This is a genomic window from Bacillus cereus group sp. BfR-BA-01379, from assembly GCF_022663605.1.
Taxonomy (GTDB): Bacteria; Bacillota; Bacilli; order Bacillales; family Bacillaceae_G; genus Bacillus_A; species Bacillus_A mobilis.
On sequence record NZ_JAKUFT010000014.1, the window covers coordinates 1 to 13,091 of the forward strand.

The window sequence follows — 13,091 nt, forward strand, 5'->3', positions numbered from 1 at the left end:
AGACCCAGAAGAAATCGTTAAAGCGAAAGGTCTTGTTCAAATTTCTGACGAGGGTACACTTCGTAAAGTTGTAACAGAAATTCTTGATAACAATGAACAATCTATCGAAGACTTTAAAAACGGTAAAGACCGTGCAATTGGCTTCTTAGTTGGTCAAATTATGAAAGCTACAAAAGGACAAGCTAATCCACCGCTTGTTAACAAAATCTTACTTGAAGAGATTAATAAGCGATAATAGTAACAACTTTTAAAGATTAAGCAGAAAAACACCCGTACATGGGTGTTTTTCTAGGTTAATCAAACGTTTGTTTAAATGAGAGAAGATCGTTTAAACAAACGTTTGATTAACTGTCAAAAGTGTAAAAATGTTTGTATAGCAACTATGGTATGATAGTTGCAAAAAGGTGGGAATAATGATAAATCTAGACATAGAGGTTTTTTTTCATCTCATGAAATAATAGATAATTATTATTCGTTATATGTAAATTGTTGTGAGGAAATAGATGGACATAAATTTTTTGTCAAATAAAACAAAACCATTGAAATGAATATTTACTTTTGATGGACTACACGAATCGGGTTCTTACTGCCTGTTTGAGCGAGATAAAAGAAGGATAGGAAGATGAGAGGAGGTAGGCATGGGAATACTGAATAGAAGTTCGGTATGTTCTTTTTTGATACATAAAGAAATTTCCTGTGCTAATAAATGATGAAGCGAGCAAGAATTATTTATAATCCTACTTCTGGGCGCGAGCTATTTAAGAAGAGCTTACCGGAAGTATTACAAAAATTAGAACAAGCTGGATATGAAGCGTCTTGTCATGCGACAACTGGTCCTGGAGATGCGACTGTGGCTGCGAGGCAAGCTGCGGATCGTAAGTTTGATGTTGTTATCGCAGCTGGTGGTGATGGTACATTAAATGAAGTGGTGAACGGTTTAGTAGGACATGAACATCGTCCAAAGTTTGGAATTATTCCAGTTGGAACGACAAATGATTTTGCGCGTGCGATCGGTGTACCTCGTGTTATTGAAGAGGCTGCGGATATTATTTGTGAAGGGAAAACAGTTCCGTTAGATCTTGGTAGAGCAAATGATACATATTTCATTAATATCGCTGGTGGCGGCCGTATTACAGAATTAACATATGAAGTACCAAGTAAGCTAAAGACAGTATTAGGCCAACTTGCTTACTATTTAAAAGGAATCGAAATGTTACCATCATTACATCCAACATATGTTGAAATCGAGTATGATGGAAAGTTGCTACAAGAAGAAATTACGATGTTTTTAATTACGAATACTCGTTCAGTGGGCGGTTTTGAAAAGGTAGCACCATATGCATCAATTAACGATGGGTTATTTGATTTATTAGTACTGAAAAAAGGTTCTATTGCTGACTTAATTAAAGCTGCAACACAAGCGCAGCGTGGTGAACATATTAACAATCCAAAAGTGTTATACACGCAAGCAAACCGAATTAAAGTGCATTCACCAGATAAACTAATGATTAATTTAGACGGTGAATACGGTGGAGATGCACCGATGGAATTCGAAAATATATATCATTGTCTTGAACTATTTGTTCCTGAACATCAAGAGGATGCCCTGTAAAGGCATCCTTTTTATTATATAGAGGAATTGTAAATTGGAAGTTAGTTTGATTTTTATGGTATTTTTACAATTCGTTTATGTTATATCCATACTTTATTGATACACTGGAGGAGATAAGAAACGAGAGGTAGGGTGCTATGGAGAAGGTAAAAGCAATACTATTTGATAAAGACGGGACGTTAATGGATTTTCACTCAATTTGGATAAAAGTAGCTGAAGAACTGGTGGCAGAATGTATAAATTTATATCAACTTCCAAAGTCAATGCAGCCTACTTTATTAAAAGAGATCGGTGTAGATGGGGTATTTGTGAACCCTCGTAGCGCAATAGCGGCAGGAACAAGCCTTGATGTTGCAAAAGGGCTTTGTAAGTATATTACGTCATCTAAGGAAGAAGAGATGCATGAGTGGGTAAGTGAAAAATTATTTTCCCTTATGTACGAGCACCGTTCCTATATGAGAATGACGGCAGATTTACCAAGAATTTTACAAAGTTTAAAGGATAGAGGATTTATTTTAGGCGTTGTTACAGCTGATGATTTCGCACCGACAGAATTATTTTTAAAACAGTATCAATTAGAGACTTATTTTGATTATGTTGTAGCTTCAGATACGTTTCCGGCACAAAAACCAGATAAAAGAATTGTAGAATCGTTTTGTGAAAGGTTTCATTTAGAGGCGTGTGAAGTAGCGGTCGTAGGAGATACTCCAACTGATTTACATTTAGCGAAAAATGGCGGCGAGTGCTATGCAATTGGAGTACTATCTGGTACAGGAGATCGTCAAACGTTAGAACCACTTGCGGATTTAGTAGTACAATCTGTTGGGGATTTTATTTCTCATTCAGGTGAGTTTATTTGGGAACAAGGAAAGTCTAATGTGTAAGAAAAATAAGTCTATTGGGACTCTCAATGAGTCTTTATAGACTTATTTTTTATGCTGAAATAGAAGGCATGTAGGATGAATGCTAGAAAAGAATGTTGGCATACATTTTGCAATGTAAAGAGAAAACAATGTAAAGAAAAGGATGGGGTACGTAATGAACACAAAAAAATTTGCTAAAGTAAATGAACAAATTCCTGGACCGAAAGCAGCGTCTTTATTAGAACGCCGCCAAAATATAGTACCAAAAGGAGTAAGTAACGGCATCCCAACGTTTGTACAATCTGCAAATGGTGCTCTTGTAACAGATGTTGATGGCAATCAGTACATTGATTTCGCGGGAGCAATCGGAACAATTAACGTAGGGCATTGTCATCCAGCTGTTAAAGAGGCGCTCCATAAACAAGTAGATCAATACATTCATACTGGATTTAATGTCATGATGTATGAGCCATATATTGAATTAGCAGAAAAACTTGCGGCATTAGCGCCGGGAAGTTTTGATAAGCAAGTACTATTTTTAAATAGTGGTGCAGAAGCAGTTGAGAACGCCGTGAAAATCGCGCGTAAATATACAAGAAGACCTGGTATTATCGCGTTTTCTAAAGGATTCCACGGGCGTACATTAATGACAATGACGATGACAAGTAAAGTAAAACCATATAAATTTGGATTTGGCCCATTTGCGCCTGAAGTCTATAAAGCACCATTCCCGTACGAATATCGCCGCCCAGAAGGATTAACGGAAGAGCAGTACGATGACTTTATGATTGAAGAGTTTAAGAATTTCTTCATATCAGAAGTAGCACCAGAAACAATTGCAGCCGTTGTAATGGAACCTGTTCAAGGGGAAGGTGGATTTATCGTTCCAAGTAAGAAGTTTGTGCAAGCAGTACGCAATATTTGTTCAGAACACGGCATCTTATTTGTAGCGGATGAGATTCAAACAGGATTTAGCCGTACAGGAAAGTACTTTGCCATTGATCATTATAATGTCGTTCCAGATTTAATTACGGTATCTAAATCGTTAGGTGCTGGTGTACCGATTAGTGGTGTTATTGGACGTAAAGAAATTATGAATGAGTCTGCACCGGGAGAGCTTGGTGGAACGTACGCAGGAAGCCCACTAGGATGTGCGGCAGCATTGGCAGTACTTGATGTAATAGAAAAAGAGAATTTAAATGATAGAGCGATAGAATTAGGAAAAGTCGTAATGAACCGATTCGAAGAGATGAAAAATAAATATAATTGCATTGGTGATGTGCGTGGTTTAGGAGCAATGTGTGCATTCGAGCTCGTTCAAGATCGTAAGACGAAAGCACCTGATAAAACGTTAACAGCTAACTTGTGCGCAGAAGCAAACAAACGCGGATTACTTCTACTATCAGCAGGGACATACGGTAATGTGGTTCGTGTGTTAATGCCATTAGTTATTACAGATGAGCAACTTGAAGAAGGATTAACAATCATTGAAGAATCATTGCAAGTCTGTTATGAAAAAGCAAATATTGCTCGTGTTTAAAAGCTAAATAATAAATCGCAAACATTCTAGCTGACTCTATATAAAATGCAGAAAATTCACTTTATAATAAAGGTAGTGAAGTGAATTGATGGGTTGGAAGTTAGGGGTGGCTAGGATGGTTGCAGAAAAGGAACGAATGTTAATGGATTTACAAGATGTATTTGAATATGCGTTTGACGAAATTTTTGTAACTGACGAAAAGGGAATCGTTGTGCGTGTAAATAGTACATGTGAAAGGCACTATCAACTAGCTGCTAAAGAGTTAGTAGGTAAGCATGTGAAAGAATTGCAGAAGGATGGTATCTTTTATCCATCAGCAACGTTAGAAGTAATTGAAAAAAAGAGACCGATTGAACTCGTTCAAACGACAAAATCAGGAGAGTATTTACATGTTCGTACGAGGCCTGTTTTTGACGATGAGGGAAATTTAAGAAGAGTAATCAGTTACTCTCGTGATCTTACAGAACTCTACCAATTACGTCAAAAGGTAGAGGAAATGGATAATCAGTTAAAAACATATAAAAAAGAATTAAGAGAAACGTATGAGCATGAAGGACTTATTTTTAAAAGTATCGCTATGCAAAAAATAGTTGAGACAATTAAGAAAGTATCTGTGGTAGATAGTACAGTTCTCGTTTTAGGTGAGACAGGAGTAGGGAAGAGTCGATTAGTACGTCATTTACATGAAGTGAGTAACCGGAAGAATGAAAGTTTCTATGAAATTAACTGTGCGGCATTGCCAACGAATTTAATTGAATCAGAGCTTTTTGGATACTCAGGTGGATCTTTTACGGGTGCGAATCGTGAAGGGAAAAAGGGACTATTAGAATCCGCGCATAAAGGAACTCTTTTCTTAGATGAAATTGGCGAAATGCCGCTTGAAATTCAAGCGAAGCTTTTGCAAGTGTTGCAAGAAAAAACGTTTCGCCCTATTGGCGGAAGAGAATTAAAAAAAGTGGATGTTAGAATTGTAGCAGCAACAAATCGAGATTTAAGTATGATGGTGAAACAAGGAACATTCAGGAAAGATTTATATTATCGTCTGAATGTCATTCCAATTTTAATTCCGCCACTCCGGGAAAGAACGGAAGACATTTTGCCGCTCATTTATCATTATTTACAGCACTTTAACGAGAAATATGGCCGAAATGTAAAATTAGCACCTAGCACATTGCAAATGTTTGTTGGTTACCCATGGGAAGGAAATAATAGAGAAATAGAAAATGTGATTGAGCGAATTGTTATAACTGCTGATGATATCATTACGATAGAAGACTTGCCAATAGCGATGCAAGAATCAACGGTTGAACAGTCCGGTCAAAGTCTCTATAAAATGTTAGAAGAAGTAGAACGGAATATTATTTTGAAAGCATATAAAACATATGGATCGAGTTATAAAGTAGCGGAGTTTTTAAAAATAAGTCAATCTGCTGCCACTAGGAAAATAAAGAAACTTATAGAGGAGGAAGAAAACATTGGATAAAAAAGCGACGTTCGTAAATGTAGAGAAAAAGGCGATGTATATAAATGGTGAGTGGATTACATTGCAAGAACAAATCGAAGTAAATAATCCAGCAACGAAGGAAATATTTGCGACAGTACCAAAGGGCGGGGTAACAGAGGCAAAGCAAGCTGTTGATGCTGCTCATGAAGCTTTTAAATCATGGTCTAAGTTAACGGCAGCAGACCGTGCAGTGAAGTTGAAAAAATGGTTCACACTTATCGATGAAAATAAAGAAGAGATTGCAGCGATCATGACGAGAGAACAAGGAAAGCCATTTGCAGAAGCACTTGGTGAAGTGAATTATGCAAATAGCTTTGTTGAATGGTATGCAGAAGAAGGAAAACGCGTATACGGTGAAATGATTCCTGCTTCTCATCCGAATAAACGTATTTTAGTTATGAAGCAACCAGTTGGGGTTATGGCAGCTATTACACCTTGGAATTTCCCGGCCGCTATGATTACGAGAAAGGTAGCTCCGGCACTTGCAGCAGGATGTACGGCAGTTGTAAAACCTGCAAGTCAAACGCCGTTAACTGCGTTGAAATTAGCTGAATTAGCTCATGAAGCGGATATTCCAAAAGGCGTAATAAATATTGTAACAGGCAGTGCGAAAGCAATCGCTGATACGTGGATGGAAGATGGACGTGTTCGAAAAGTTTCCTTCACAGGATCAACAGAAATTGGGAAAGAATTAATGGCCAGTGCTGCACAAACGATGAAAAAAGTTTCACTTGAGTTAGGTGGTCATGCGCCGTTTATTGTTATGAACGATGCGGACTTAGATAAAGCGGTAGAGGCGGTAATCGGTTCGAAATTCCGTAACGCAGGACAAACGTGTATATGTACAAACCGAGTATTTGTTCAGGAAGAAGTGTATGAAGTATTTGCAGAGAAGTTCCAAAAGGCAGTAGGGCAGTTGAAAGTAGGAGACGGTTTCGGTGACGGAACGACTGTAGGACCACTTATTGACGAGAATGCAGTTTCGAAAGTACAGGAACATATCGAAGATGCTATTAAACAAGGTGGAACAGTTTTATATGGTGGCCAAAAGGTTGCAGAGCTAGATGGACACTTTATGCAACCAACTGTAATTGGATTGGCGAACGATATGATGCTTTGTATGAATGAAGAAACATTCGGTCCAGTTGCACCAGTTGCAAAATTTAAAACGGTTGAAGAAGTAATTGAACGTGCAAATAATACACCATACGGTTTAGCTGCATATATTTTTACAAAAGATATTAGTCAAGCATTCCAAATTAGTGAAGCATTAGAGTACGGCATTATCGGATTGAATGATGGTCTTCCATCAGTTGCACAAGCACCGTTCGGTGGCTTTAAAGAGAGTGGTATTGGCCGCGAGGGAGGCCATTTCGGTATCGAGGAATATTTAGAAATTAAATATATTTCATTAGGACTATAAGTAGTATACTAGAATCTCTATAAGGTAACAGAGAAGGAGATTCTAGTATGGTATATTGGCTATTATTACTCGTAACAATTATTTTTGAAGTAGCTGGAACAATTGCGATGAAATTATCAAACGGTTTAACAAAGCTCGTTCCAAGTGTACTAATTTTCGTGTTTTATGGAATTTGTTTCAGCGTATTTGCTATCGTTGTCAAAAAAATTCATTTAAGTATCGCTTATGCCATTTGGTCTGGTGTAGGAACATTACTTATTACAATCATTAGCGTGTATTTCTTTAAAGAACACATTAGCTTATTCCAAGCATTTTGTATTCTCTTTATTGTTTTAGGAGTAATTGGACTTAAGGTTTCATCGGCATCATAAAAGGCTATCTTCCGGTGTGGAAGATAGCCTTTTATTTATATTAAAATGCCCAGTTACCTTTACGGAAGATTGGTTCATGTCTTCCATCATCTGTAATACCATCGATATCAAGCTCAGCTGATCCGATCATGAAGTCGTTGTGTGTAATACTAGTATTTGCTCCGTTTTCAGCAAGTTCTTCTTTAGACATTGTTTTTCCGCCAACTAAGTTGAATGCATAAGCACTTCCGATTGCAAGGTGGCAAGATGCGTTTTCATCAAACAGCGTATTGTAGAATAAAACATTTGTGTTTGAAATCGGTGAATCGTGAGGTACTAAAGCTACTTCTCCTAAGAAGTGAGAACCTTCATCTGTTTCTACTAAATGTTTTAAAGCCTCTTCACCAGTTTCAGCTTTATAATCTACGATACGTCCGTTCTCAAATGTTAACGTGAAGTTATCGATAATGTTACCTGCAAATGCTAACGGTTTTGTGCTAGATACTTGGCCGTTTACACCTGTTTTAAGTGGCATTGTAAACACTTCTTCAGTTGGAATATTCGCCATAAATGGTACGTTCTTTTCATTTAAGCTACCAGCACCAGCCCATACATGCTTTTCTGGAAGTTCGATTGTTAAATCTGTTCCAGGACCTGTATAGTGAAGAGCTTTATAATGCTTTTCGTTTAAGTAATCAACTTTTGTATGTAACGTTTCATCGTGTTCTTTCCATGCTTCCACAGGATTTTCTAAATCAGCACGAGTAGCTTTAAAAATAGCATCCCATAGTTTTGCTTCTTGTTCTTCTGGCGCAACGTCAGGGAATACTTTCGCAGCCCATTCTTTCGTAGGGACAGAAATGACACACCAGCTTACTTTATCAGTTTGTACGTAATCACGGTATACTTTCATTGCTTCCCCAGCTACTTTATGAGCTGTTGCAATACGCGTTGCTTCTACACCTTTTAATAAATCCGGGTTTTCTGCATAAATAGACATAAATGCAGCGCCTTCTTTTGCTAATTCTTCACGAGCGTGTGCTTTCCAAGATGGGAACTCAGCGAATGCTTCTTCAGGAGCTAGATCGAACTTTAAGCGTGTTAACGTCTCATCATTCCAATCCACATATACGTGTTTTGCACCAGATTTATATGCTTTTTCTGTAACGAGGCGTACAAATTGTACAGCTTCAAGAGGTGCACTAATTGATAATGTTTGTCCTGGTTGAATATTAACACCAACATTGACTGCAAGGGCAGCATATTTCTCTAACGTTTGTTCAAATGACATATGTATAATCTCCTTTAATTTGAAAGATTTCTTACTATATATAATACAAGAAAATTCAAAAAATATATATAAATATAGCGTAAAAAGAGAGCTCAAAATATATTGAGCTCTCATCGTTATTTAATTGAAGAAGCAAATTGTTCCACAGTCGTCGAATTGTGTATGCGAACACGTTTCATTTTTAATAATTCATCGGGTTCACCTTTTGTAATGAATTTTCCGGGTTTTGTTGTCGTCGCGAACTGATAATATTTCTTCGTTTCTGCAACGACTTTATCATCGACATGACCGAATGGATAAGCAACTGCGATAACGGGCTTACCTGTTATTTTTTCTAGCTTTTCTTTCGATCCCTTTAATTCTTCTTCATAGTTTGTAATCTTCGGTAAGTCTGCATGCGTTGCAGTATGAGATTGCATGGAGAAAATGCCGGAATCGACCATTTCTTTTATGTCAGATGTAGAAAGAGATCCTTCAGCATCAACATTATTAACGATCATATATTCTGTTGCCGTTGGTTTAAACGTATCGTCTTTTAGTTTTTGCAAAATATGAAATGCATTCATATTATTTTTCATACCGTCATCAAATGTAACAAAGATAGGTTTATTCACTTTATTTATATCGCCCCAACGTTCAAAAGTTAGTAATGTATAACCATTGTCCTTTAAATACTTCATTTGGGCTTCAAAGTTAGCGGGGGATACGAATAAATCTTTAATACCTTGTCCGTGATAATCATCAATTGCATGGTACATAAGAACGGGAACCTTTTGCTCGAAAGTAATAGCAGATTTAGTGAGTGGAATGGTTTTCCCATCCTCTGTCACTCCTATTGCATCAACTTGAAATTCACCGCGTTTTCCTTCAAATTCTTTTATGTCAAAAGGAAGTGTAAATTGTTTCTCCTTTTCTTTAGAAGAAAAAGATTTAGTGTGTTCCTTTCCATCAGCGGTGCGCCAAATTTTATATTGTACCTCAGTTAAAGTATCCTTTATATCTGTCATATGAATAGTAGTATTCGTAGATTCGTGTGTAATTGGGTGATAAGAAATTTTACCTTGTTCTTGTACGGTCACTTCTTGTTTCTTAGTCTCTTGAACCTTTTTCTCTTTTTTAGGTTCAGGACTTACATTGCTACTGTTACAGCTAGCTAAAATGGCAGACGTACATAAAGCGATTGCTGCATATTTTCTCATAAAATCACCTTCTATTGTGTATTATGTTGCATACGTATTTAAAATCCCCACCGCTGTAAGAGAGGTGGGGACATACCCTTGTTCATCATATCATTTTAGTAATGAGATAGGTTAGTAACTTTCAATAAATCTATTCGTTCGTCTTCTAGTGAAGTTTACTTTATCCCGAATTAACGGGCAGTAAGATCCCACCTCAGAATTCAGCAAAAGCAAAGAGGTTAGGTGGGGGGAGCAACTGCTTGTAAAAGCCCGATTGGTGAGGGCTAATAATTAGTGGGGGTGAACAAATCCTCCACTAATTAAAGTTTTACTTTATAAGAGATATGAATTTTTCCATCGATGTATTAGGGCCTACAAAATGGCGTTTAATTAAGTACTGTTCGTTTGGCATTCCTTTTGTAATGTGATTGCCGTGATCAGTAGTTACTGCGAACTCATAATGTTTTTTTGTTTCTTCAACAGCTAGGTCATTATAAGAACCTACTGGATAGGCGAGAGCGATGACCTTTTTACCAGTAAGGGCTTCGATTTTTTCTTTCGAACTACGTAATTCCTCATCATAATTACTTGAATGAGCCATCATCGTATGATTAGCAGTATGTGATTGAATAGAAAAAATGCCTGAATCCATCATTTGTTTTATCTCATCTGTTGATAGACGATTTGGTTTGTCTATCTCATTTGCAGTAAGAAATTCAGTAGCCATAGGGTGAAATCTATCATCCTTTAATTTTTGTAAAATATGAAGAGCGTTCATATTATTTTTTCGACCATCATCCATCGTTACAAAAACAGGTTTGTTTACACGATTTATATCACTCCAACGTTCGAATGTAAGCATCGTATAACCGTTATCTTTTAAATGTTGCATATGTTTTTCGAATTGCTCAGGTGGTACGTATAATCCATAATCCCCATCACTTGGTCCAGGGTATTTTTCAATCGCATGGTACATTAATACGGGTACACTTTGCTGGAATGTAATTTTAGATGTTACTAGATTTGTTTCAGTATGATCTTCTTTGATTCCTACTGTTTCAATTTGAAATTCGCCACGTTTTAAATGAAATGATTTTAAATGTAGTGGGAGGGCAAAGTTACGTTCTTTTTCTTGTGAAGTAAAAGTTTGTTTGCTTTCAGGACCATCAGCAGTACGCCAAATATTGTAACGTACTTGTGTGAATGAGTCTCTTAAATCTTTTGTATAAAGCGTGGTGTTTTGTGCGTTATATTCATATGGATCCCATGTAATAGTTCCTTGTGTTAAAGGAAGTTCCACTGCTTTCGCTTTTTTTTGTTCAACTGTTTGTTTCGCCGTTGCTTCTTTTATTTGTTTATCACTAGTGCTACTAGTGTTACAACCTACGAGAATAGCAGAAGAAAGTAAAGCGATATATGTATATTTTTTCATTCTATCATCCTTCTATTGTGTTTTAATTATCATCAATTATGTCATGAAATCATCATTCGCATAAATGACACTAACTCAAATTTTCGATTTTAAAAAATTTGAATTATACCCTTGTACATCATATCATTATAGAATATATAGGGGAATACATTTTTGGAATAATTCGGAAAAACCCTTTATATTTTTCTGGTGAAGTTTACATGAAAATACATATAGAAGAAAATAAAAAAACTCCACCTAAATTTCCTTTTGAAAAAGGAGAAGTAAGGTGGAGTTTTTTATTAAATAAATAATCCAGCGATTGTTGCAGATAAGATAGAAGCAAGTGTGGATGCAAATAACATTTTCCAACCAAATTTAGAAACGATGCTTCCTTGTTTTTCAGAAAGGGCACGGATTGTACCAACAATCGCACCAATTTGGCTAATACTTGCGAAGCTAATTAAGAATACTGTAACGATTCCAACTGTACGTGGAGATAATGTTGATGCAACATCTTTTAAATCAAGGATTGCTACAAACTCGTTTAATACAATCTTCGTACCCATAATACCACCAGCTGGGATAATATCTTGAGTTGGAATACCCATTAAGAATGCGAATGGAGAAAGTATATAACCGAAAATTTGTTGTAAAGTAACAGCATATCCCATTGCACCTGAAGCTGCGCTAATTACGTAGTTTACAACTTCCATCACACCGATGAAGGCAATCATTAATGCGGCAACGATACCGGCTACTTTTAAACCATCAAGCGCACCGTTAATCATTGCACCGATAAAGCTGTCACCGAATAAAGTTCTATCAAATTTTTGAATCACTTCATCTTCTTTCTTCGTATCAACTGGTGTTAATAGCGAACAAACGATCAAGCTTGAGAATAAGTTTAGCGGAAGAGCTGCTAGTACATATTTTGCATCTAACATCATTACGTATGATGCTGTAACAGAAGCAGAAACTGAGCTCATCGCAGAACAACAAATGATAAACATACGGTTTTTATTGAAATGTTGTAAATCATTTTTAATAACGATTAATGCTTCACTTGAACCGAAGAATACAGAGTTTACTGCGTGGAATGACTCGACGCGTGGTAAACCAGTAATTTTTGAAATTGCACCGCCGACAACGCGAACGATGAATGGTAAAACACCTAAATAACTAAAGATAGAAAGTAGTGCTGAGAAAAATACGATAATTAATAGTACGTTTAAGAAAAAGACAAAATCTCTTTGAATTCCGTTAAAGAGAAAATCGACACCTGTCGTACCAAGTTTAATTAGTTTGTTGAAAACTTTACCAATGAAAATAATGATTTGTTGACCAATCTTTGTGCCAAACATAAACCAACCGATTAAAATTTGAAAACCAATCATAATAGCAATTGCACGGAAGTTGATTTTACTTCTATTGTTTGACAAAGCAAAGCATAAACCTAAAACGACAAGAATACCGATAATGCTCATTACATATTGCATGTAGTTGCCCCTTTCAGAAGTTCGTATAAAGTTTGTACATAAAACGCTCGTTATATTACTAAAAATAAAACAAAGAGGTTTTATGTCATACGTAAGATGTCTGACCTTTTAGAAAAATAAAAATAAAAAAAGACCCATATGGATTCACTTTCATCTATGAGAGAAAGCTAATCAATATGAGTCCTTTTTTGCACATAGGCTAATATTCATTAGTTTTCCCCATAGTCCAGCAATTTAAGGTTGCCGGGTAGAAACTCTCGATCCATATTATCGAATATATATGAGGTAACATCGTCCGTATTAAATTAGTAGTAGCGTAACATTAACAGAGAACTATCGTCAATAGCTTTTTTTCTTCCGATAGAAATAGACCATATAAGTATGATAAAATGTAACGCAGTGTTATGAAAAAGAGAGGTC

The 13,091-nt window shown here is 36.4% G+C and carries 10 protein-coding genes, 1 pseudogene and 1 riboswitch; of the genes and pseudogenes, 7 read left to right on the plus strand and 4 right to left on the minus strand.

All coding sequences use genetic code 11. The features are described 5' to 3' along the window. The 7 genes and pseudogenes from MR113_RS07780 to MR113_RS07810 form a co-directional block, all read left to right on the plus strand. A pseudogene (locus tag MR113_RS07780) lies at positions 1-235 on the plus strand (Asp-tRNA(Asn)/Glu-tRNA(Gln) amidotransferase subunit GatB); the annotation flags it as partial. Positions 236-706: 471 nt separating this feature from the next. Then, complete coding sequence (locus tag MR113_RS07785; RefSeq protein WP_242253121.1) at positions 707-1,612, plus strand: diacylglycerol kinase; 906 nt, start codon at positions 707-709, stop codon at positions 1,610-1,612. 137 nt (positions 1,613-1,749) lie between these two features. Continuing rightward, a complete protein-coding gene (locus MR113_RS07790) occupies positions 1,750-2,496 on the plus strand; it encodes an HAD family hydrolase (RefSeq protein WP_242253123.1) in 747 nt (248 codons plus the stop codon). Between the two features lie 154 nt (positions 2,497-2,650). After that, entirely contained in the window at positions 2,651-4,015 is a 1,365-nt protein-coding gene (gene gabT / locus MR113_RS07795; RefSeq protein WP_242253125.1) for a 4-aminobutyrate--2-oxoglutarate transaminase, read from the plus strand. A 115-nt stretch (positions 4,016-4,130) separates the two neighbouring features. Next, positions 4,131-5,498 (plus strand): sigma-54 interaction domain-containing protein, encoded by a 1,368-nt coding sequence (locus MR113_RS07800; RefSeq protein WP_242253144.1) that lies wholly within the window; start codon positions 4,131-4,133, stop codon positions 5,496-5,498. Continuing rightward, positions 5,491-6,942: an NADP-dependent succinate-semialdehyde dehydrogenase gene (gene gabD, locus MR113_RS07805; RefSeq protein ID WP_242253146.1), complete on the plus strand. Its 1,452-nt coding sequence runs from the start codon at positions 5,491-5,493 to the stop codon at positions 6,940-6,942. The genes MR113_RS07800 and gabD overlap by 8 nt, the downstream gene beginning before the upstream one ends. 47 nt (positions 6,943-6,989) lie before the next feature. Further along, positions 6,990-7,313 carry a DMT family transporter gene (locus MR113_RS07810; protein ID WP_000263262.1) on the plus strand — a complete coding sequence of 108 codons (324 nt, stop codon included), beginning with the start codon at positions 6,990-6,992 and terminating at the stop codon, positions 7,311-7,313. Positions 7,314-7,353: 40 nt separating this feature from the next. Here MR113_RS07810 and MR113_RS07815 read toward each other — a convergent pair whose 3' ends face one another. The 4 genes from MR113_RS07815 to MR113_RS07830 form a co-directional block, all read right to left on the minus strand. After that, complete coding sequence (locus MR113_RS07815) at positions 7,354-8,583, minus strand: aminopeptidase (RefSeq protein ID WP_242253148.1); 1,230 nt, start codon at positions 8,581-8,583, stop codon at positions 7,354-7,356. A gap of 116 nt (positions 8,584-8,699) precedes the next feature. Then, positions 8,700-9,782 carry a polysaccharide deacetylase family protein gene (locus MR113_RS07820; protein WP_242253150.1) on the minus strand — a complete coding sequence of 361 codons (1,083 nt, stop codon included), beginning with the start codon at positions 9,780-9,782 and terminating at the stop codon, positions 8,700-8,702. 307 nt (positions 9,783-10,089) lie between these two features. Beyond that, on the minus strand, positions 10,090-11,193 hold the full coding sequence (locus tag MR113_RS07825; RefSeq protein WP_242253152.1) for a polysaccharide deacetylase family protein: 1,104 nt from the start codon (positions 11,191-11,193) through the stop codon (positions 10,090-10,092). A 281-nt stretch (positions 11,194-11,474) separates the two neighbouring features. Further along, positions 11,475-12,671, minus strand: a complete 1,197-nt coding sequence (locus tag MR113_RS07830) for a NupC/NupG family nucleoside CNT transporter (protein WP_001200509.1) — start codon at positions 12,669-12,671, stop codon at positions 11,475-11,477. Positions 12,672-12,873: 202 nt separating this feature from the next. Next, a riboswitch (purine riboswitch) is annotated at positions 12,874-12,975 on the minus strand. Positions 12,976-13,091: the final 116 nt, after the last annotated feature.

Coding starts and splice junctions, on each gene's coding strand:
- MR113_RS07815 (WP_242253148.1), bottom strand. CDS start 8,583: ATGTCATTTGAACAAACGTTAGAGAAATATGCTGCCCTTGCAGTCAAT.
- MR113_RS07785 (WP_242253121.1), top strand. CDS start 707: ATGATGAAGCGAGCAAGAATTATTTATAATCCTACTTCTGGGCGCGAG.
- MR113_RS07790 (WP_242253123.1), top strand. CDS start 1,750: ATGGAGAAGGTAAAAGCAATACTATTTGATAAAGACGGGACGTTAATG.
- MR113_RS07810 (WP_000263262.1), top strand. CDS start 6,990: ATGGTATATTGGCTATTATTACTCGTAACAATTATTTTTGAAGTAGCT.
- gabT (WP_242253125.1), top strand. CDS start 2,651: ATGAACACAAAAAAATTTGCTAAAGTAAATGAACAAATTCCTGGACCG.
- MR113_RS07800 (WP_242253144.1), top strand. CDS start 4,131: ATGGTTGCAGAAAAGGAACGAATGTTAATGGATTTACAAGATGTATTT.
- MR113_RS07820 (WP_242253150.1), bottom strand. CDS start 9,782: ATGAGAAAATATGCAGCAATCGCTTTATGTACGTCTGCCATTTTAGCT.
- MR113_RS07825 (WP_242253152.1), bottom strand. CDS start 11,193: ATGAAAAAATATACATATATCGCTTTACTTTCTTCTGCTATTCTCGTA.
- MR113_RS07830 (WP_001200509.1), bottom strand. CDS start 12,671: ATGCAATATGTAATGAGCATTATCGGTATTCTTGTCGTTTTAGGTTTA.